This window comes from Pseudomonas sp. BW16M2, assembly GCF_014268865.1.
Lineage (GTDB): Bacteria > Pseudomonadota > Gammaproteobacteria > Pseudomonadales > Pseudomonadaceae > Aquipseudomonas > Aquipseudomonas peradeniyensis.
Map to the genome: position 1 here is coordinate 40,802 of NZ_JABWRI010000004.1, position 19,194 is coordinate 59,995.

The 19,194-nt window shown below is 66.3% G+C and carries 20 protein-coding genes; 9 read left to right on the plus strand and 11 right to left on the minus strand.

Annotated features, from left to right (window positions below; all coding sequences use genetic code 11):
* Positions 1-4 precede the first annotated feature (4 nt).
* Positions 5-676, plus strand: coding sequence for a DNA-3-methyladenine glycosylase I (locus HU735_RS05550; RefSeq protein ID WP_186712734.1), 672 nt, complete (start codon positions 5-7; stop codon positions 674-676).
* A 111-nt stretch (positions 677-787) separates the two neighbouring features.
* On the opposite strand, the gene HU735_RS05555 is transcribed toward HU735_RS05550, so the two are convergent.
* The 3 genes from HU735_RS05555 to arsC are packed head-to-tail and all read right to left on the minus strand — an operon-like array spanning position 788 to position 2,149.
* Positions 788-1,201 (minus strand): DUF2069 domain-containing protein, encoded by a 414-nt coding sequence (locus tag HU735_RS05555; RefSeq protein ID WP_186712735.1) that lies wholly within the window; start codon positions 1,199-1,201, stop codon positions 788-790.
* Positions 1,194-1,799, minus strand: a complete 606-nt coding sequence (gene wrbA / locus HU735_RS05560) for an NAD(P)H:quinone oxidoreductase (RefSeq protein ID WP_050704525.1) — start codon at positions 1,797-1,799, stop codon at positions 1,194-1,196. The genes HU735_RS05555 and wrbA overlap by 8 nt, the downstream gene beginning before the upstream one ends.
* Positions 1,796-2,149, minus strand: coding sequence for an arsenate reductase (glutaredoxin) (arsC, locus tag HU735_RS05565; protein WP_050704526.1), 354 nt, complete (start codon positions 2,147-2,149; stop codon positions 1,796-1,798). The genes wrbA and arsC overlap by 4 nt, the downstream gene beginning before the upstream one ends.
* Before the next feature lie 86 nt (positions 2,150-2,235).
* Between arsC and HU735_RS05570 the strand changes: the two genes are divergently transcribed.
* On the plus strand, positions 2,236-2,703 hold the full coding sequence (locus HU735_RS05570) for a TlpA disulfide reductase family protein (RefSeq protein WP_028690924.1): 468 nt from the start codon (positions 2,236-2,238) through the stop codon (positions 2,701-2,703).
* Between the two features lie 35 nt (positions 2,704-2,738).
* On the opposite strand, the gene HU735_RS05575 is transcribed toward HU735_RS05570, so the two are convergent.
* The 4 genes from HU735_RS05575 to HU735_RS05590 form a co-directional block, all read right to left on the minus strand.
* Positions 2,739-3,143: an META domain-containing protein gene (locus tag HU735_RS05575; RefSeq protein ID WP_186712736.1), complete on the minus strand. Its 405-nt coding sequence runs from the start codon at positions 3,141-3,143 to the stop codon at positions 2,739-2,741.
* On the minus strand, positions 3,144-3,578 hold the full coding sequence (locus HU735_RS05580; protein WP_028690922.1) for a hypothetical protein: 435 nt from the start codon (positions 3,576-3,578) through the stop codon (positions 3,144-3,146).
* Between the two features lie 31 nt (positions 3,579-3,609).
* On the minus strand, positions 3,610-4,599 hold the full coding sequence (locus HU735_RS05585) for a 2-hydroxyacid dehydrogenase (protein ID WP_186712737.1): 990 nt from the start codon (positions 4,597-4,599) through the stop codon (positions 3,610-3,612).
* Positions 4,600-4,667: 68 nt separating this feature from the next.
* On the minus strand, positions 4,668-7,424 hold the full coding sequence (locus HU735_RS05590; RefSeq protein ID WP_186712738.1) for a response regulator: 2,757 nt from the start codon (positions 7,422-7,424) through the stop codon (positions 4,668-4,670).
* A 219-nt stretch (positions 7,425-7,643) separates the two neighbouring features.
* Here HU735_RS05590 and HU735_RS05595 point away from each other — a divergent pair, with 219 nt between their 5' ends.
* The 7 genes from HU735_RS05595 (at position 7,644) to HU735_RS05625 (ending at position 16,039) form a co-directional block, all read left to right on the plus strand.
* Positions 7,644-8,360, plus strand: a complete 717-nt coding sequence (locus HU735_RS05595) for a response regulator transcription factor (protein WP_186712739.1) — start codon at positions 7,644-7,646, stop codon at positions 8,358-8,360.
* 3 nt (positions 8,361-8,363) lie between these two features.
* Positions 8,364-9,773, plus strand: a complete 1,410-nt coding sequence (locus HU735_RS05600; RefSeq protein WP_186712740.1) for a histidine kinase sensor domain-containing protein — start codon at positions 8,364-8,366, stop codon at positions 9,771-9,773.
* A 207-nt stretch (positions 9,774-9,980) separates the two neighbouring features.
* Positions 9,981-10,880, plus strand: coding sequence for a cysteine synthase CysM (gene cysM, locus HU735_RS05605; protein WP_050704532.1), 900 nt, complete (start codon positions 9,981-9,983; stop codon positions 10,878-10,880).
* Positions 10,880-12,238: a 23S rRNA (uracil(1939)-C(5))-methyltransferase RlmD gene (gene rlmD, locus HU735_RS05610; RefSeq protein WP_186712741.1), complete on the plus strand. Its 1,359-nt coding sequence runs from the start codon at positions 10,880-10,882 to the stop codon at positions 12,236-12,238. Before cysM ends, rlmD begins: the two co-directional genes overlap by 1 nt.
* 99 nt (positions 12,239-12,337) lie before the next feature.
* A complete protein-coding gene (relA, locus tag HU735_RS05615) occupies positions 12,338-14,578 on the plus strand; it encodes a GTP diphosphokinase (RefSeq protein WP_186712742.1) in 2,241 nt (746 codons plus the stop codon).
* A 61-nt stretch (positions 14,579-14,639) separates the two neighbouring features.
* Positions 14,640-15,473, plus strand: a complete 834-nt coding sequence (gene mazG, locus HU735_RS05620; protein ID WP_186712743.1) for a nucleoside triphosphate pyrophosphohydrolase — start codon at positions 14,640-14,642, stop codon at positions 15,471-15,473.
* Between the two features lie 26 nt (positions 15,474-15,499).
* The gene (locus HU735_RS05625) at positions 15,500-16,039 is read left to right on the plus strand and encodes a DUF2058 domain-containing protein (protein ID WP_050704536.1); all 540 of its coding nucleotides are present in this window, start codon (positions 15,500-15,502) and stop codon (positions 16,037-16,039) included.
* Positions 16,040-16,085: 46 nt separating this feature from the next.
* Here HU735_RS05625 and HU735_RS05630 read toward each other — a convergent pair whose 3' ends face one another.
* The 4 genes from HU735_RS05630 to purM all read right to left on the minus strand — a co-directional run bounded on the left by HU735_RS05630 (position 16,086) and on the right by purM (position 18,944).
* Positions 16,086-16,268: a hypothetical protein gene (locus HU735_RS05630; RefSeq protein ID WP_050704537.1), complete on the minus strand. Its 183-nt coding sequence runs from the start codon at positions 16,266-16,268 to the stop codon at positions 16,086-16,088.
* Positions 16,269-16,522: 254 nt separating this feature from the next.
* Positions 16,523-17,233 carry a DUF3108 domain-containing protein gene (locus tag HU735_RS05635; protein ID WP_050704538.1) on the minus strand — a complete coding sequence of 237 codons (711 nt, stop codon included), beginning with the start codon at positions 17,231-17,233 and terminating at the stop codon, positions 16,523-16,525.
* 8 nt (positions 17,234-17,241) lie between these two features.
* Entirely contained in the window at positions 17,242-17,886 is a 645-nt protein-coding gene (gene purN, locus HU735_RS05640) for a phosphoribosylglycinamide formyltransferase (RefSeq protein ID WP_186712744.1), read from the minus strand.
* Entirely contained in the window at positions 17,886-18,944 is a 1,059-nt protein-coding gene (gene purM / locus HU735_RS05645; protein ID WP_050704540.1) for a phosphoribosylformylglycinamidine cyclo-ligase, read from the minus strand. The genes purN and purM overlap by 1 nt, the downstream gene beginning before the upstream one ends.
* Between the last annotated feature and the right edge of the window lie 250 nt (positions 18,945-19,194).

Consider the following 19,194-nt stretch of genomic DNA (forward strand, 5'->3'; position numbering starts at 1 on the left):
GCCCATGCGCGACTATCAGTGGCTGCACGAGTACTGCCTGAACCGCTTCTGTTCGGCCCAGGCGCTGGAAGCCTTCCTGCCGCAGCCGCGCACGCCCGCGCAGCTGCGCGACATCCCTGACGACCGCTACCTGTCGACCCTGGCCCTGCGTGTATTCCGCGCCGGGCTCAAGCACAGCCTGGTGGACGCCAAGTGGCCGGCGTTCGAGCAGGTGTTCTTCGGTTTCGATCCGCAGAAGGTGGTGCTGATGGGCGCCGAGCACCTGGAGCGGCTGATGCACGACGAGCGCATCATCCGCCACCTGGGCAAGCTCAAGAGCGTGCCGCGCAATGCCCAGATGGTGCTGGATGTGGCGAAGGAGAAGGGCAGTTTCGGCGCGTTCATCGCCGACTGGCCAGAGACCGATATCGTCGGGCTGTGGAAGTACCTGGCCAAGCATGGCAACCAGCTGGGCGGGTTATCGGCGCCGCGGTTCCTGCGGATGGTCGGCAAGGATACCTTCATTCCTACCGACGACATGGCGGCGGCGCTGATCGCGCAGAAGATCATCGACAAGCCTCCGACCAGTCAGCGTGACCTGGCGCTGGTGCAGCAGGCGTTCAACCAGTGGCATGCAGAGAGCGGCCGGCCGCTGTGCCAGTTGTCGGTGATGCTGGCGCATACCGTTAACCATTGAGATCAGTTGCAATGCAATCGCGGGGCAAGCCCGCTCCCACGCCCTGTCCCCAATTGCGGGAATGGGCGTGGGAGCGGCGGTGCGCCGATGCGACTTGCCCCGCGATTGCGTTCAGCTTCCTTCACCCGCCAGGCGTCGCTCCTGCTGGAACTTCCAACGCACAAACAGCAACCCGCTGACGAACAACCCCAGGCTCACCAGCACTTCGACCCAGCCGAACAGCGCCCGCGCCGGATCGAACGCCGCCAGCACGCCCTTGATGAAGTAGATGTTCACCACGAAGCAGGCCCAGGCATGCGCCCGAGCGCTGCCCGTCAGCATGCCCGGCAGCAAGAGCAGCAGGGGGATCAGCTCGATGGCCATGATCACCTCGACCCGCGCCCCGTGCAGGTCGGCGAACCACAGGTTGTTCACCACCAGCAGGGCGATCAGGCCGAAAAAGCAGGCCAGGCTCAGGGCACGGGTAAAGCGCACCCGCGGGGCCAGCCAGTCCAGTGGCGGCAAGACCTTGGGCTTTCTAGCCACGTTCGCCACCCAGGGCCTTGGCCGTCTTCGCCAGGCGCTGCCCGAGCGCGCGGCACAGGGTGATCTCGTGCGGGTCCAGCTCACGCTTGCCGTCGGCGCCAGCATGGTGGCTGGCGCCGTACGGCGTGCCGCCGCCACGGGTTTCCAGCAGCGCCGATTCGCTGTAGGGCAGGCCGGTGACCAGCATGCCGTGGTGCATCAGCGGCAGCAGCATCGACAGCAGGGTGGTCTCCTGGCCGCCGTGCAGGCTGGCGGTGGAGGTGAACACCGCCGCCGGCTTGCCCACCAGCTCGCCGCCCAGCCACAGGCTGCTGGTGCCGTCGAGGAAGTACTTGAGCGGCGCGGCCATGTTGCCGAAGCGGGTCGGGCTGCCCATGGCCAGGCCCGCGCAATGGCGCAGGTCATCGAGGGTGGCGTACAGCGCGCCGCTGGCCGGGATGTCCGGGGCCACGGCCTCGCACTCGGTGGAGATCGCCGGCACGGTGCGCAGGCGCGCCTCCAGGCCGGCCATCTCGACGCCGCGGGCGATATGCCGGGCCATCTCGCTGGTTGAGCCGTGGCGGCTGTAGTACAGCACCAGGATGTAGGGTTCGCTCACGGCAGGATCTCCAGAACCTTCTCCGGTGGGCGGCCGACCACGGCCTTGTCACCGGCCACCAGGATCGGGCGCTCGATCAGCTTGGGATGCTCGGCCATGGCCTTGATCAGCTGGGCGTCGCTCAGGGCCGGGTTGGCCAGGTCCAGGGCCTTGTATTCGTCTTCGCCGGTGCGCAGCAGCTGGCGCGCGCCGATGCCCAGCTTGGCGAGCAGCTGTTCGAGGGTGGCGGCGTCCGGCGGGGTCTCGAGGTAGCGCACGATGGTCGGCGCCAGGCCGCGTGCCTCGAGCAGTTCCAGGGCGCCGCGGGATTTCGAGCAGCGCGGGTTATGATAGAGGGTCAGATCGGTCATGACGGGTCGCATCCAGCTGGGTGTGGCGGCTATTCTAACCGCAGCGACCGACTTCAATGCTTGAAAACTTCGAGAAGGATTGACCCATGGCAAGGCGTTTGGCAGCTGCACTGGCCATCACCGCGAGCCTGTTGCTCGGCGGCTGCGGTGCGGACTACGGCGTGGACCAGCACGGCAACACGGTAAAGGCCGAACAGATCGACGGGCACTGGCTGGTGCTCAACTACTGGGCCGAATGGTGTGGCCCGTGCCGCACGGAAATCCCTGAACTCAATGCCGCCGCCAAGCAGTGGGAGGCCCAGGGCATTCGCGTGGTGGGGGTGAACTTCGATGGTCTGCAGGGGCCGGACCTGAAAGCCGCCGCCGATACCCTGGGCATCGGTTTCACCGTGCTGGCCCAGGACCCGGCCGAGCGTTACGAGCTGCCGCGCAGCGAGGCGCTGCCGGTGACCTACATCATCGACGACAAGGGCAAGGTGCGTGAGCAGCTGATGGGCGAGCAGACGCTCGAAGGGCTGCAGGCGAAGATCAGGGCTTTGAAAGGCGGCGCCTGATCGATCTTGGGGCCGCGCAGCGGCCCCAGGATACTTCAGCCTTCCTCAGGCCAGAACCGCAGCGGCTTGCCCTCGACCGGCCAGAAACGGATCTGCTCGATCGGCGACACATCCCAGCGCTGCACCGTTTCCAGCGCCTGCAGGAAGCGTTTCTCCTGGTCCATCAGCGCCGGCGCGCACAGCTTGCGGGTCTTGCCGACCTTGCCGAAGCTGATGCGCTCGCCATCCAGCGTGTAGGGCGCGAACCAGTGGTTGCAGCCGCCGTTGCCGTAGGCGCGACCATCGTTGGCCAGGGTCAGCGTCAGGTGGCTGTAGTCGATCAGCGGGCGCTCACCGATCCACTCCAGTACGTAGCTCTGCTCCTGCTGCAGCTTCGAGGGTTGTGCGGCGCAGCCCATCAGGCCGCAGGCGATCAGCGCGCCGGTCAGCAGCTGTTTCACTCAACCACGCTCCCGGCACTGCGGGCACAGGTGCTTGTCGCCCTTGCTCGCCCAGCCCAGTTCCTGGATACGCGCGCTGGCGGCCGGGGCCTGGCCCTTCTTGCCCAGCTTGGCGTCGTTGGCGAACTCGAAGTCCAGCACCGCGTCGCAGCTGTCGCACTTGACCTGCCAGTTGAGGATTTCCAGCTCGTTGAACGCCGGGCCCTGGGCCACGGCGACCCACTGGCCGTGCGGGTTGATCAGGTGGCGCACGGTCTCGACGGTCAGGCGCATGGACAGGTCCTTGCTGCCCTTGAGGGTGACCAGCAGGACGTCGCCTTTCTGGATCGAGCCGCCGTTGCCGGTGACCTGGTAGCGGCCCGGCACCAGCGCGCGGCACTCGATCAGGGTGTGTTGCGGGTTGAAAAGGGTGTAGCGGAAATCGTGTTCGACCATGGGTCCTCCAAAATTGCCGCGTATCCTAGCATCAACCGTTTACAAGATTGTGCGGATTGCCTGCCGCCCAGCGGTTGATGTTGTCCAGGGTGGTCGCGGCGATGGCGTCCAAAGCCTCGCGGGTGAGGAAGGCCTGGTGGGCGGTGACGATCACGTTGGGGAAGGTCAGCAGGCGTGCCAGCACGTCGTCCTGCAGCGGCAGGTCGGAACGGTCCTCGAAGAACAGCTGCGCCTCCTCTTCATACACATCCAGCCCCAGGTAGCCGAGCTGGCCGCTCTTGAGCGCGTCGATCAGCGCCGGGGTGTCGACCAGCGCGCCACGGCCGGTGTTGATCAGCATGGCGCCAGGCTGCAGCTGGGCCAGGCTCTGGGCGTTGATCAGGTGGCGGGTGTGCTCGGTCAGCGGGCAGTGCAGGCTGATGATGCGTGCCTGGCGCAGCAGCTCGGGCAGTTCCAGGTAGCGGGCGCCGAGGGCGACCAGCTCGGGGTTGGGGTAGGGGTCGTAGGCCAGCAGCTGGCAGCCGAAGCCGGCCATGATGCGGGCGAAGGCGGTGCCGATCTGGCCGGTGCCGACCACGCCGACGGTCTTGCCGTGCAGGTCGAAGCCGGTCAGGCCGTGCAGGGTGAAATCGCCTTCGCGGGTACGGTTGTAGGCCCGGTGCAAGCGGCGGTTGAGGGCCAGGATCAGGGCCACGGCGTGCTCGGCGACGGCGTGGGGCGAGTAGGCCGGGACGCGGACCACAGTCAGGCCCAGGCGCTGTGCCGCAGCCAGGTCGACATGGTTGTAGCCGGCCGAGCGCAGGGCGATCAGGCGCGTGCCGCCGGTGGCCAGGCGCTCCAGTACCGGGGCGTCGAGCTCGTCGTTGATGAAGGCGCAGACCACCTCGAAGCCCTGGGCCAGGGGCGCGGTGTCGAGGGTCAGGCGGGTGGGCTGGTAGTGCAGCTCCACGCTGCCCGCACTGGCGGCGCGGGTGAAACTTTCCTGGTCGTAGTGCTGGCTGCTGAACAACAGGGCGCGCATGGTCTGAGTCCTATCTTAAATGCCACCAGTCTAGCCATATGGCTGGTTGTGGCGTTGACCTGTGTCTCCTACGCGCTCTGGCGCGCCTGCTCGGCCAGTCGGTTGATGGCCTGGTCCAGTTCGTCCAGCGCCTGCAACGCTTGGGGGCTGTCCTGTTTGAGCAAGGTTTCGCTGCGCTGGCAGGCCGCACGCAACTGCGGCACGCCGCAATAGCGCGAGGCGCCGTTGAGCCGGTGCACGCGCTCGATCATCGCCGTGCGGTCGGCGGCATTGCGCGCGGCCCGGATGGCTTCGCGGTCGGATTCCAGCGAGGCCAGCAGCATGGCCAGCATATCCGCCGCCAGGTCCGGCTTGCCGGCCGCCAGGCGCAGGCCTTCCTCCGGGTCGAGCACCTTCAGCTCGCTGCTGTCGGCCAGGCGTTCGCTGGCGCGTTCCGGTGGCGGTGAGCCCAGGCTCAGGCCGGTCCACTTCATCACCACCTGGGACAGCTGGCGCTCGCTGATCGGCTTGGTCAGGTAGTCGTCCATGCCGCTGTGCAGCAGGGCGCGTTTTTCGTTGGCCATGGCGTGGGCGGTGAGGGCCACGATCGGCAGGGGCGGGCCGCTCTGGCTGCTTTCCCACTGGCGGATCTGCTCGGTGCAGGCGCGGCCATCCATGCCGGGCATCTGTACATCCATCAGCACCAGGTCGAACGGTTCGTCCTGCACGGCCTGCACTGCGCCGTAGCCATTGTCCACCGCCAGCACCTCGGCGCCCATGCCTTCGAGCAGGGTCTGCACCAGCAGCAGGTTGGCCGGGTTGTCGTCGACGCAGAGGATCTTCGGCATGCGCTGGCCACCGTGGTTGCGCTGCTCGCACACCGGGCGGCGCGGCTGCACCAGTTCCAGCAGCAGGCGGCGCAGCTTGCGGGTGCAGGTCGGCTTGGCCAGCAGTTGGCCATGGGCATTGGGCAGGTAAGGGTGGTAGAGCGGCTGCTCGGTGGTCGGACAGAGCACCACGCACTGGCAGCCGAGGCGCTCGAGCTGTTGGTGGTACTGGCCCAGCTGTTCCGGCGCCAGGCTGCCCAGGTTGACCCCGAGCACGGCGAACTCGAACGGCTGCCCGGCCTGGCTGGCGGCCTGCACGCCTTGCAGCAGCTGGTCGCAGGAGGCGAACACGCTGACCGCCAGGCCGCAGTCCTCCAGTTGGTGCTCCAGCGCCTGGCGCGCCAGGTCGTGGCCGTCGACGATGGCCACGCGGCGGCCGAGCAGGGCCTGGGCGGGTTGTTCCTCGGCGTCGTCGTGAGCCTTGGGCAGGTTGAGGCTGATCCAGAACTGCGAGCCTTCGCCTGGCGTGCTGTCGACGCCGATCTCGCCACCCATCTGCTCGATCAGGCGCTTGGAGATCACCAGCCCCAGACCGGTACCGCCGGGCTGGCGCGACAGCGAGTTGTCGGCCTGGCTGAAGGCCTGGAACAGGGTGCGCACATCCTGGGGCGAGAGGCCGATGCCGGTGTCCTGCACACTGATGCGCAGCTGCACGCTGTCTTCCTGCTCGTCCTCGAGCATGGCGCGCACGACGATGGTGCCTTCGCGGGTGAACTTGATGGCGTTGCTCACCAGGTTGGTGAGGATCTGTTTGAGCCGCAGCGGATCGCCCACCAGCGACAGCGGCGTGTCGCGGTAGACCAGGCTGAGCAGTTCCAGCTGCTTGGCGTGGGCGGCCGGGGCAAGGATGGTCAGGGTGTCCTGGATCAGGTCGCGCAGGTTCAGCGGGATGCTGTCGAGCACCAGCTTGCCGGCCTCGATCTTGGAGAAGTCGAGGATCTCGTTGATGATCCCCAGCAGGTTGTCGGCGGACTTCTCGATGGTGCCGAGGTAGTCGAGCTGGCGCGGGGTCAGCTCGCTCTTCTGCAACAGGTGGGTGAAGCCGAGGATGCCGTTGAGCGGGGTGCGGATCTCGTGGCTCATGTTGGCGAGGAACTCGGACTTGATGCGGCTGGCCTCGAGGGCCTCCTTGCGCGCCATGTCCAGCTCGATGTTCTGGATCTCGATGGTCTCCAGGTTCTGGCGCACGTCCTCGGTGGCCTGGTCGATGCTGTGCTGCAGCTCTTCGTGGGCGCTGTGCAGGGTCTCGGCCATGCGGTTGATGCCGGCGGCCAGCTCGTCGAGCTCGTGGCTGCCCATGGCCGGCAGGCGCTCGTCCAGGTGGCCGTCCTTGAGCTGGTTGACCGCGTGCTTGATGCGGTTGATCGGGTTGTTGATGGTGCGGCTCATGCGCAGGGCCAGCAACGCGGTCAGGCTCAGGCAGGCGAGGATCAGCAGCAGGCTGGTGAACAGGTTGCGGTAGCCGCGCAGCAGGGTGCCGTCGTGGGACAGCTCGATCTCCACCCAGCCGAGCAGGCGCTCGGCTTCGGCGGGCACGGCGTCGGTGGCCAGGTCGCGGTGATGGCCGAACACCGGCATCAGGTAGCGGGTGGCGTCGTTGCCCGTGCGTTGCAGCAACTGCGTGCCAGTGCCGCCGCTGGGCGGCTGGTTGAGCATGCTGGGGCCGGCGTGGGCCAGGCGCGTGCGGTCGGCGGCGAGGAACGCGACGGCGCGCACATCGGTCTGCTCCAGGGCCTGGGCGGCGATGCGCTCCAGTTGCGCCGGGGCCTGGCGGGCGAGGGCCGGTGCCGCCAGCGGTGCCAGCTGTTCGGCGATCATCTTGCCGCGCTGCAGCAGCTGCGTGCGCAGATCGCTCTGTTGCAGCCAGGTGAAGTAACTGCCCAGCACCAGGGCCATCAGGCTGGCGGGCAGCAAGGCCAGCAGCAGGACGCGGCTGCGGATTCCCAAACGGTCGAGCACACCTGTCTCCTGTCATGTGCTGTTGAAGGCGCGATTCGCGCATCAGCGGGAACGTTACTCTGCACTGAGGGGTAATGCACAGGATTTGTAGTGGTTTTTGCTTTTCTCGGCGGGCGTTGCCGGCGCGGCCACTTCGAGGTCACGTCAGTCGGACGACGGTTGCCTTGTTCGGACCGCTTGTCCAATAATCGCGTAACTGAGAATTGATGGCAGTTGCCAATGCATCCTGAAGCGATTCACGCGACCAACATCCTCGCCATCGAGGACGACCCCGTGCTCGGCGCCTACCTGCATGACGAGCTGCAGCGCGGCGGCTTCCAGGTGACCTGGTGCCGCAATGGCCTGGAGGGTCTGGAGGCAGCGGGGCGGCAGGTATTCGACCTGGTGCTGATGGACATCCTGCTGCCCGGCCTCAACGGCCTGGACGCCCTGGCCAGCCTGCGTCGACGCAGCGCCACGCCGGTGATCCTGATGTCGGCGCTGGGCGCCGAGGCCGACCGCATCAGCGGCTTCGAGCGCGGCGCGGACGACTACCTGCCCAAGCCGTTCAGCTTTGCCGAGCTGCGGGTGCGGATCGAGGCGATCCTGCGCCGGGTGGCCTTCGAGCGACGCGCTCGGGCGCCGCGTGAGGTGGAGACCGGGCAGTTGCATTTCGACGAGCAGACCACCGATGTCAGTCTCGCCGGAGCCTGTGCCGGTCTGACCCCCAGCGAGTACCGCCTGCTCGACACCCTGCACCGCAGCCAGGACGAGGTGCTGAGCAAGCCCTTCCTTTACCAGCAGGTACTGCAGCGCGGCTACTCGCGGCATGACCGCAGCCTGGACATGCACGTCAGCCAGATCCGCCGCAAGCTCAAGGCCATCGGCTACCACGAGCGACAAGTGCGTACCGTGTGGGGCAAAGGCTATGTGTTCGGCGCGGGCGAGGCCGACTGAACCGTGCTTGACCGTCACTCGCTGTTCTGGAAACTGACCGTCCTGCTGGTGGGCTTCTGCCTGCTGATGATTGGCCTGAGCTACAGCTGGGGCCGGCACATGGAAACCCAGGATGCTTTCCTCTCCGAGCCGGCACGGCAAGTGTTGCGCGGCTATGCGGCCGAAGCCGAGCAGGCCTGGCGCAGCGGCGACCGTGAGGGCGTGGACGCCTGGCTGGCCACCATGCGCGAGCGCGAGCGGGGCTGGGTGGGCGTGCTCGATGGCGATCTGCAGCCGCTGGGCAGCGCCGACCTGACTGCTGGCCAGGCCCAGCGCCTGACCCGCCTGCGTGGCGTCGACTGGCCCATGAGCCGGCGCACCATCGGCCAGCCCTGGTTGCGCCTGCCGTTCCCCGGCGCGCCGGAGCAGGGCATGCTGGTGATCGAGCTGCCGGAGCGTTTCAACCCTGGTCAGTACCGGTTGTTCTGGCGCATCGTCACCAACGGCATCATCCCCGGGCTGTTCACCTTGCTGCTGTGCGTCGGCCTGTACCGCATGCTGATCGTGCCGCTCAACCAGTTGCGCGAGCAGGCCAATGCCTGGCGGGCTGACCAGCTGGCGGCCAGGCTGGACTCGCGCACCACCCGGCGCAAGGACGAGCTGGGCGAACTGGCCCGGGCCTTCGACCAGATGGCCGAGCGCCTGCAGGGTACCGTGGCCCTGCAGCAGCAATTACTGCGCGACCTGTCCCACGAGATGCGCACGCCGCTCAGCCGCCTGCGCGTGGCCTGCGATGGCGAGACCGACCTGCAGCGCCTGCGCGAACGCCTGCACCGCGAGGTGGATGGCATGCAGCAACTGGTCGAGGACACCTTGCAACTGGCCTGGCAGGACGCCGAGCGCGCGCCGGTGAACCTCGAGCCGATCCAGGTGGCGGCGCTGTGGGACCTGCTCAGCGAGAACGCCTGCTACGAAAGCGGCTGGGCACCGCGACGGTTGCGTTGCGAGTTGCCGGCCGACTGCTGGGTGCAGGGCAGCCTCAACGACCTGGCCCAGGCATTGGAGAACATGCTGCGCAACGCCATCCGTCACTCCCCGGAGGCGGGGGTGGTGCGCCTGAGCGGTTGGCGTGAGGGCGGGTATTGGCGTATCGACCTGGAGGACGAGGGCGGTGGCGTGGCCGAGGAAGACCTGGAGCGGATCTTCGCGCCGTTTTCCCGGCTGGAGGGTTCGCGGCCCGGGGATGGTGGTTTCGGCCTGGGCTTGAGCATCGCCCGCAATGCGATCCGGCGCCAGGGTGGGAGCGTGTGGGCGGTCAATGGCGAGCATGGCCTGCGCTTGTGCATGCGCCTGGCTGCGGAGGAGTCGAGCCCATCGCGGGACAAGTCGCAGCGGTGCACCGCCGCTCCCACAAGGTCTCCGCACACCCTGTAGGAGATTACCCAGCCCTTGGGCTGCGCTGTCGCGCAGGGAACAGGGTTCCAGCGTGGGAGCGGGCTTGCCCCGCGATCACCCGCAAAGCGGGTGCCAGGCCTCCGCACTTATAGCCACCCGTTATAACATCCAGCAATTGCGTGATATGGCCACGCTGGGTTTGCCGGTATGATAGTCGCCCCTGCCGTCCGGATTGCGAAAACGCCCATGACCCTGCAGTACCCAACCATCGCCGATTGCATCGGCCATACGCCACTGGTTCGCCTGCAGCGCATCGCCGGGGACACCAGCAACACCTTGCTGCTCAAGCTCGAAGGCAACAATCCGGCAGGCTCGGTCAAGGACCGCCCGGCGCTGTCGATGATCACCCGCGCCGAGCTGCGTGGCCAGATCAAGCCCGGCGACACCCTCATCGAAGCCACCTCCGGCAACACCGGCATCGCCCTGGCCATGGCCGCGGCGATCAAGGGCTACAAGATGATCCTGATCATGCCGGACAACTCCACCGCCGAGCGCAAGGCGGCGATGACCGCCTACGGCGCCGAGCTGATCCTGGTGACCAAGGAAGAGGGCATGGAGGGCGCGCGCGACCTCGCCGAGAAGATGCAGGCCGAAGGCCGCGGCCTGGTCCTCGACCAGTTCGCCAACGGCGACAACCCGATCGCCCACTACAACAGCACCGGCCCGGAAATCTGGCAGCAGACCCAGGGCACCATCACCCATTTCGTCAGCTCCATGGGCACCACCGGCACCATCATGGGCTGCTCGCAGTACCTCAAGGAGCAGAACCCGGCGGTGCAGATCGTCGGCCTGCAGCCGATGGAAGGCTCGGCCATCCCCGGCATCCGTCGCTGGCCCCACGAGTACCTGCCGAAGATCTTCGACGCCACCCGCGTCGATCGCGTGGTCGACATGTCCCAGCAGGAGGCCGAGGAGACCACCCGTCGCCTGGCCCGCGAAGAGGGCATTTTCTGTGGCGTATCCTCCGGCGGTGCGGTGGCGGCGATGCTGCGCCTGTCCCGTGAAGTCGAGAACGCGGTGATGGTCGCCATCATCTGCGACCGCGGCGACCGTTACCTCTCCACCGGCCTGTTCGATCCGACCTGATGTCCAGAAAGAAAAGCAACGCCGGCCTGCGTTTCCAGCCGGCCGGCGGCAACCGTGCCGCACAACTGCCCGTGGGCAAGAAGCAGCGTCTGTCGATCGAGCGCGTGGCCGGTGACGGTCGCGGCATCGCCTTCATCGAAGGACGTACCTGGTTCGTCAGCGGCGCGCTGGCCGGCGAGGACGTCGAGGCGCGGGTGCTCGCTGCCCGTGGCAAGGTGGTCGAGGCGCGCCTGGAGCGCGTGTTCCAGGCCAGCCCCGAGCGCCGCGAAGCACCTTGCCGGCACTACGCCCGCTGCGGTGGCTGCAACCTCCAGCACCTGCCCCATGACGGCCAGCTGGCACTCAAGCAGCGCCTGCTCGCCGAGCAGCTGCAGCGGGTGGCTGGCGTGCAGCCCGAGGAGTGGGCTGTTCCCCTGAGCGGACCGGAATTCGGCTACCGCCGCCGGGCGCGGGTCGCGGTACGCTGGGACACCAAGGCGCGCCAACTGGACGTTGGGTTCCGCGCCGAGGCCAGCCAGGACATCGTCGGCATCGACGAATGCGCGGTGCTGGTACAACCCTTGCAAACGATCATGCGCCACCTGCCGACCGTGTTGCGCAGCCTGGGCAAGCCGCAGGCGCTGGGGCACGTGGAGCTGTTCAGCGGTACCGCCGAGGCGGTGCTGGTGCGGCATGTGGCGCCATTGCCCAGTGAAGACCTGGCACGGCTCGAGGCGTTCTGCCGCGAAGCCGGCGCCCAGCTGTGGCTGCAGGGCGATGGCGAGCCAGCGCCGGTGGATGCTGCGGCGCAACTGGGCTTTGCCCTGGAGCCCTGGGGCCTGGAACTGGCCTGGCGGCCGGGAGACTTCGTCCAGGTCAATGCCCAGGTCAACACCCTGATGATCCAGCAGGCCCTGGCCTGGCTGGCGCCCGAGGCGCACGAGCGGGTCCTGGACCTGTTCTGTGGCCTGGGCAACTTCGCCTTGCCCCTGGCTCGCCAGGCGCGCGAGGTGGTGGCGGTGGAGGGCGTGCAGGCCATGGTCGAGCGCGCGGCGGCCAACGCCGACGGTAACAATGTGCATAACGCTCGGTTTTTTCAGGCCGATTTATCGCAGCCTTTGGCAGGCGCCGGATGGGTCGCCGAGGGCTTTTCTGCGGTACTCTTGGATCCACCGCGCGACGGGGCTTTCGAGGTGGTGCAAGGCATCGCCCGGCTGGGTGCGAAGCGGCTGGTCTACGTATCGTGCAACCCGGCCACGCTGGCGCGAGACGCGCAGGTGCTGGTCGGGCAGGGGTACCGGTTAAAAAGGGCCGGGATTCTCGACATGTTTCCTCAGACGGCGCATGTCGAGGCCATGGCGTTATTCGAAGCGGGCTAGCCGGGCTGGCCCTCTTGGTGCGCCCTTCAGGGAGTGAGGGACGCACAGGTGATAGCCAGTGCACCCGCGTGGTGCGCTGTATGGAAAGGTAGAACAAAGATGGTACAGGTGAGAGTGCACCAGCCGGTCAACCACGACGGCAGTATCAATCTCGAAGCATGGCTCGATCATGTGGTGAGCGTCGATTCGCAGCTCGATCGCCCGGGGCTGAAAGAGGCCTGCGAGTTCGCCCATGAAGTCGAGAAGAAAGGCAATCCGGCCAAGCATTCCTGGGCCGACGGCACCTCCAGTTTCCAGGCGGGGCTGGAGATCGCCGAAATCCTCGCCGACCTCAAGCTCGACCAGGATTCGCTGGTGGCGGCGGTCATCTACCGTTCGGTGCGCGAAGGCAAGGTGACCCTGGCCGAGGTCGGCCAGCGTTTCGGCCCGGTGGTGTCCAAGCTGATCGACGGCGTGCTGCGCATGGCGGCCATCAGTGCCAGCCTCAGCCCGCGCCAGTCGCTGGTGCTCGGTTCCCAGGCGCAGGTCGAGAACCTGCGCAAGATGCTGGTGGCCATGGTCGACGACGTGCGCGTGGCGCTGATCAAGCTCGCCGAACGTACCTGCGCCATCCGTGCGGTCAAGGCCGCTGATGACGAAAAACGCCTGCGCGTGGCCCGCGAGGTGTTCGACATCTATGCGCCGCTGGCGCACCGGCTGGGTATCGGCCATATCAAATGGGAACTCGAGGACCTGTCGTTCCGCTACCTCGAGCCCGATCAGTACAAGCAGATCGCCAAGCTGCTGCACGAGCGCCGGCTGGACCGCGAGCGCTTCATCAGCGACGTGATGAACCAGCTGCAGAACGAGCTGCTGGCCACCGGCGTCAACGCCGACATCAGTGGCCGGGCGAAACATATCTACTCGATCTGGCGCAAGATGCAGCGCAAGGGCCTGGAATTCAGCCAGATCTACGACGTGCGCGCGGTGCGCGTGCTGGTGCCGGAAGTGCGCGACTGCTACACCGCGCTGGGCATCGTGCACACCCTGTGGCGGCACATCCCCAAGGAGTTCGACGACTACATCGCCAACCCCAAGGAAAACGGCTACCGCTCCCTGCACACCGCGGTGATCGGCCCCGAGGGCAAGGTGCTGGAGGTGCAGATCCGCACCCACGCCATGCACGAGGAAGCCGAGCTGGGCGTGTGCGCGCACTGGCGCTACAAGGGTACTGACGTCAAGCCCAGCTCCAACCACTACGAAGAGAAGATCTCCTGGCTGCGCCAGGTGCTGGAGTGGCACGAGGAACTGGGCGACATCGGCGGCCTGGCCGAACAGCTGCGTGTCGATATCGAGCCGGACCGGGTCTACGTGTTCACCCCCGACGGCCACGCCATCGACCTGCCCAAGGGCGCCACGCCGCTGGACTTCGCCTACCGGGTGCACACCGAGATCGGCCACAACTGCCGGGGCGCCAAGATCAATGGCCGTATCGTGCCGCTGAACTACAGCCTGCAGACCGGCGAGCAGGTGGAGATCATCACCAGCAAGCACGGCAACCCGAGCCGTGACTGGCTGAACTCCAACCTGGGCTACGTGACCACCTCGCGGGCCCGGGCCAAGATCGTCCACTGGTTCAAGCTGCAGGCCCGCGACCAGAACGTGGCCGCCGGCAAGACCCTGATCGAGCGCGAACTGAGCCGATTGGGCCTGCCCCAGGTGGACTTCGAACGCCTGGCGGAAAAGGCCAACGTCAAGACTGCCGAGGACATGTTCGCCGCCCTTGGCGCCGGCGACCTGCGCCTGGCGCACATGGTCAACGCCGCGCAGCAGTTGCTCGAACCCGAGCGCCTGGAGCCGGTCGAGCTGATCCCACGCCAGGCCCGGGGCATCCGCGCGGGCAAGCGCAGCGACATCCAGATCCAGGGCGTCGGCAACCTGCTCACGCAGATGGCCGGGTGCTGCCAGCCGCTGCCGGGCGATGCCATCGTCGGCTACATCACCCAGGGCCGTGGCGTGAGCATTCACCGCCAGGATTGCGCCTCGGTGCTGCAGCTGGCGGGCAAGGAGCCGGAGCGCATGATCCAGGTCAGCTGGGGGCCGATCCCGGTGCAGACCTACCCGGTCGACATCGTCATCCGTGCCTACGACCGCCCGGGGCTGCTGCGCGACGTGTCGCAGGTGCTGCTCAACGAGAAGATCAACGTGCTGGCGGTCAACACCCGCTCGAACAAGGAAGACAACACCGCGCTGATGTCGCTGACCATCGAGATCCCCGGCCTGGATGCCCTCGGGCGCTTGCTGGGGCGGATCTCGCAGTTGCCCAACATCATCGAGACGCGGCGTAATCGCACCCCTTGATACCGCCCGCTCCCCGCGTGGGAGCGGGCTTGCCCCGCGATGGGGCCGGTAAGGACAACCCATGACCTACACCCTTGAAGACCTGCTGCACCTGATGGCCCGCCTGCGCGACCCGCAATATGGCTGCCCCTGGGACCTCAAGCAGGACTACGCCAGCATCGTCCCGCACACCATCGAGGAAGCCTACGAAGTCGCCGACGCCATCGAGCGCGGCGATTTCGAGCACCTGCAGGGCGAGTTGGGCGATCTGCTGTTCCAGGTGGTCTACTACAGCCAGCTGGCCCGCGAGGAAGGGCGCTTCGAGTTCGATGGGGTGGTCGATTCGATCACTCGCAAGCTGATCCGTCGCCATCCCCATGTGTTCCCTACCGGCGAGCTGTACGCATCGTTGGACACACCCAAGCTCGACGAGGGCCAGGTCAAGTCGCGCTGGGAAGAAATCAAGGCCGAGGAACGCGCCGAGAAAGGCGCCCCGGAGCAGTTGTCCTTGCTCGATGACGTACCGGCTGCCTTGCCCGCCCTGTCCCGCGCCGCCAAACTGCAGAAGCGCGCGGCCACGGTCGGCTTCGACTGGCCCGAGGCGTTGCCGGTGCTGGACAAGGTCCGCGAGGAGCTCGACGAAGTGCTGCAGGCCATGGCCGACGGCGACAGCGACGCGCTGGAGGACGAGCTGGGCGACCTGTTGTTCGCCACCGTCAACCTGGCCCGGCACCTCAAGCACGACCCGGAAAACGCGTTGCGCCGCGCCAACCGCAAGTTCGAGCGGCGCTTCCGATTCATCGAACAGGCATTGCGCGAGCAGGGCCTGAACATCCAAGATCGTACCCTCGACGAGCTGGACGCCCTCTGGGGCGAGGCCAAGCGTCAGGAAAAGAACCTGCCCAGCTGCGGCTGAGCCGATGCATAAGTGAGTGAACACCCATGAGCCTTTCCCTTCGCGACCAATTGCTCAAAGCCGGCCTGGTCAACCAGAAACAGGTTTCGCAGACCAACAAAGCCCAGAAGAAACAGAAACGCCTGGAACACAAGGGTCAGGTGGAGGTGGACGACAGCCAGCAACGCCTGGCCAAGGAAGCCATGGCCGAGAAGGCCAGGAAGGACCAGGAACTGAATCGCCAGGTCCAGGAGAAGGCCGAGCAGAAGGCCCGTGCCGCGCAGATCAAGCAACTGATCGAGGCGACCCGCCTGCCCAAGCTGACCACTGAGGACTACTACAACTTCGTCGATGACAAGAAGGTCAAGCGCATCGCCGTCAACGCCCTGATGCGCAGCAAGCTGAGCAATGGCGCGCTGGCCATCGTCGCCCATGGTGGCGGCTACGAGGTGATCCCGCGCGAGGCGGCGGTGAAGATCCAGGAGCGTGACCCCAATCGCATTCTGCTGCTCAACACCCATGTCGAGGAGGCGGACGAGGACGATCCGTACGCGGCCTACAAGATCCCTGACGATCTCATGTGGTAAGCACGAAAAACCCCGCCTTGGCGGGGTTTTTTGTTGCAGGGCCGGGTCACTGCGCCGGGCGTTGGCGCTCGAGGTACTCCAGCTCCATGCGGTATTGCTGAGCCTGTTGCTCGTCATGGAACATGCCGACCAGCTGGCCTTGTTGATGCACGTCCCAGATCCGCAGGCCAGCGGCCTGGCCTTCGTGGGACATTTTCGATTCGTCGCGTTCGGTTACCTGGACTGTCATCGTCAAACTCCACTGCTTAGGTTGGCTGCGGCACTCTGTCGCAGGGCTCCTTTATAGAATTTGTTAGCAGGCTAAGTAAATAAAACAGCGATGAAACAAGTTTCATGAAAGGGCCAATCGCGGGGCAAGCCCGCTCCCACGAACCGATCACAAACCTGCGTGGGAGCGGGCTTGCCCCGCGATTTGGCGATACAGGTATTGACCAAAAAAGAAGCCCCGCACAAGGGGGGCTTCGGGCGTTGCAGGCAGCGGTATCAGTTACCCTTGACCGCCTTGCCATCGACCGTGCCATCCTGCAGCACGATCACGTACTCCTTGCCATCGGTCTCGACCTGGCGCAGTTGCACCAGCAGGTAGTCCCAGTCCTTGGCGAACCACAGCTCGGTGATGCGCTTGCTCTGGCTCGGGTCGCGCACGCGCTCGACCTTGATCGCGTCGACCTGGCCGGTCTTGGTGGTCACTTTTTCGGTGCCCAGCACGCGGAAGTCGTAGGTGTCGATCTCGTCACCGTCGACCACCTGGTAGGTCATGCTCTTCTTGCCGGCGGCCACGTCATGCTGCAGGGCCAGCTGGTAGGACGACTTGTCCAGCACGCCGCGGTTGAGCGGCAGGTTGATGGCGTCGCCACGGTCGCTGCCGGTGATCTTCTTGCCGGCCCAGTCGAAGTTCAGGTCGACCTTCTTCGCCTTGCCCAGGCCGCCGCGTTCGAAGTGATACTGCTGCGGCAGCAGGGTGTCGTTCTCGAACTTGAGGGTGCTTTGCTCGGTCAGGCTGGCGATCATCATCGAAGCCTTGAAGTTCAGGCTCCAGGTGCCGTTGGCGTTCTTTTCCAGGCTGCGTGCGGCGGTGCCGCTCATCGGCAGCTGTTTCCAGTCGGCGGTGTAGCTGGCCGCGAAAGGCTTCAGATCAGCTGCCTGGAGGGGCAGGGCGAGCACGGCGAGAGCCAAGAGCAGGGCGCGACGCATAAATTCTCCTAGGATCGAATCAAGTGACCGCTGGCCGCCAGCGGCTGGCCATCCAGTAATGCACCCTGTTCGCCCAGACGCAAGCGTCCTTCGGCGAACCAGCGCACCGCCAGCGGGTAGATCTGGTGTTCCTGCAGGTGCACGCGCTGGGCGAGCGTCTGCGCGGTGTCGTCCGTTGCCACGGGCAGCACAGCCTGTACGACCAGAGGCCCGCCATCGAGTTCCTCGGTGACGAAGTGCACGCTGCAGCCATGCTCGGCGTCGCCCGCTTCCAGCGCGCGCTGGTGGGTGTGCAGGCCTTTGTACTTCGGCAACAGTGACGGATGGATGTTCAGCAGGCGGCCCTGGTAGTGGCGCACGAAATCGCCACTGAGGATGCGCATGAAGCCGGCCAGCACCACCAGGTCGGGCTGGAAGCCGTCGATCAGCGCCATCAGCGCGGCGTCGAAGGCTTCGCGCCCGTCGAACCCGGTGTGCGACAACACGGCGGTCTCGATGCCGGCGGCCTTGGCGCGCTCGAGGCCGTAGGCATCGGCACGGTTCGAGATGACCGCGCGGATGCGTGCCGGGCTGTCGCTGGCGCTGTTGCTGTTGATCAGTGCCTGCAGGTTGCTGCCGGAGCCCGACAGCAACACGACTACATTGCAGGGCATCAGTGTGCCTTGAGGTTCTGCAGCTCGACCTGGGCGGCGCCTTCGGCGGCCACGTCGATACGGCCGATCACCCACGGTTGCTCGCCTTCGGCGCGCAGCACGTTCAGAGCGTTGTCGACCTGGTCCTGGGCCACGCAGATGACCATGCCCACGCCGCAGTTCAGCACGCGGTGCATTTCATGCTCGTCGACGTTGCCTTTTTCCTGCAGGAAGTCGAATACCGCCGGACGCTGCCAGCTGGCCACGTCGACCACGGCCTGGGCGCCTTTTGGCAGTACGCGCGGGATGTTGTCCAGCAGGCCGCCGCCGGTGATGTGGGCCATGGCCTTGACCGCGCCGGTCTGCTTGATCAGTTGCAGCAGTGGCTTGACGTAGATGCGGGTCGGCGCCATCAGCAGGTCGGCCAGCGGCTTGCCGTCGAGCTGAGTGTTGTCGATGTCGGTGCCGGACACCTCGAGGATCTTGCGGATCAGCGAGTAGCCGTTGGAGTGCGGACCGGAGGACGGCAGGGCGATCAGGGCGTCGCCGGTGACCACTTTCGAGCCGTCGATGATCTCGGCCTTTTCCACCACGCCAACGCAGAAACCGGCCAGGTCGTAGTCTTCGCCTTCATACATGCCTGGCATCTCGGCGGTTTCACCACCGACCAGCGAGCAACCGGCCAGTTCGCAACCGGCGCCGATGCCGGTAACCACGGTGGCGGCCACGTCGACGTTGAGCTTGCCGGTGGCGTAGTAGTCGAGGAAGAACAGCGGCTCGGCGCCGCACACCACCAGGTCATTGACGCACATGGCGACCAGGTCCTGGCCGATGCTGTCGTGCTTGTTCAGGTTCAGCGCCAGGCGCAGCTTGGTGCCGACGCCGTCGGTGCCGGAGACCAGCACCGGCTGCTTGTAGCCGGCCGGGATCTCGCAGAGGGCGCCGAAGCCGCCCAGGCCACCCATGACTTCAGGACGTGCGGTGCGCTTGGCGACGCCCTTGATGCGTTCGACCAGTGCTTCGCCGGCGTCGATGTCTACACCGGCGTCTTTGTAGCTCAGGGAGGGTTGCTTGCTCATTGATCCAGGCCTTTAGGAGGGAGGGATTCAGAAAAACGACCGGGACGGCCAAGGCCGGTTTCAGAAACGGCGGCTGCCTGTACGTCACTGGTCTGCGAAGGCGCGCGATTTTATCAGGGTTGCCCCAAGGCGGCCATCCTCAGGCCGACGGGCAGGCGGGAAATCTGGGCAAAAAACCGTGTTTCACCCCCTGCGACTGGTTGCCGCGCCGGTGCCTGTATAAGGTATAGGCATGGCGACCCACGCAACG

What these genes read in the sequence shown, in the direction of transcription:
- HU735_RS05550 (WP_186712734.1), top strand. Translation starts at nt 5, where the DNA reads ATGCGCGACTATCAGTGGCTGCACGAGTACTGCCTGAACCGCTTCTGT.
- arsC (WP_050704526.1), bottom strand. Translation starts at nt 2,149, where the DNA reads ATGACCGATCTGACCCTCTATCATAACCCGCGCTGCTCGAAATCCCGC.
- HU735_RS05570 (WP_028690924.1), top strand. Translation starts at nt 2,236, where the DNA reads ATGGCAAGGCGTTTGGCAGCTGCACTGGCCATCACCGCGAGCCTGTTG.
- HU735_RS05580 (WP_028690922.1), bottom strand. Translation starts at nt 3,578, where the DNA reads ATGGTCGAACACGATTTCCGCTACACCCTTTTCAACCCGCAACACACC.
- HU735_RS05585 (WP_186712737.1), bottom strand. Translation starts at nt 4,599, where the DNA reads ATGCGCGCCCTGTTGTTCAGCAGCCAGCACTACGACCAGGAAAGTTTC.
- HU735_RS05595 (WP_186712739.1), top strand. Translation starts at nt 7,644, where the DNA reads ATGCATCCTGAAGCGATTCACGCGACCAACATCCTCGCCATCGAGGAC.
- cysM (WP_050704532.1), top strand. Translation starts at nt 9,981, where the DNA reads ATGACCCTGCAGTACCCAACCATCGCCGATTGCATCGGCCATACGCCA.
- rlmD (WP_186712741.1), top strand. Translation starts at nt 10,880, where the DNA reads ATGTCCAGAAAGAAAAGCAACGCCGGCCTGCGTTTCCAGCCGGCCGGC.
- relA (WP_186712742.1), top strand. Translation starts at nt 12,338, where the DNA reads ATGGTACAGGTGAGAGTGCACCAGCCGGTCAACCACGACGGCAGTATC.
- mazG (WP_186712743.1), top strand. Translation starts at nt 14,640, where the DNA reads ATGACCTACACCCTTGAAGACCTGCTGCACCTGATGGCCCGCCTGCGC.
- HU735_RS05625 (WP_050704536.1), top strand. Translation starts at nt 15,500, where the DNA reads ATGAGCCTTTCCCTTCGCGACCAATTGCTCAAAGCCGGCCTGGTCAAC.
- HU735_RS05630 (WP_050704537.1), bottom strand. Translation starts at nt 16,268, where the DNA reads ATGACAGTCCAGGTAACCGAACGCGACGAATCGAAAATGTCCCACGAA.
- HU735_RS05635 (WP_050704538.1), bottom strand. Translation starts at nt 17,233, where the DNA reads ATGCGTCGCGCCCTGCTCTTGGCTCTCGCCGTGCTCGCCCTGCCCCTC.
- purN (WP_186712744.1), bottom strand. Translation starts at nt 17,886, where the DNA reads ATGCCCTGCAATGTAGTCGTGTTGCTGTCGGGCTCCGGCAGCAACCTG.
- purM (WP_050704540.1), bottom strand. Translation starts at nt 18,944, where the DNA reads ATGAGCAAGCAACCCTCCCTGAGCTACAAAGACGCCGGTGTAGACATC.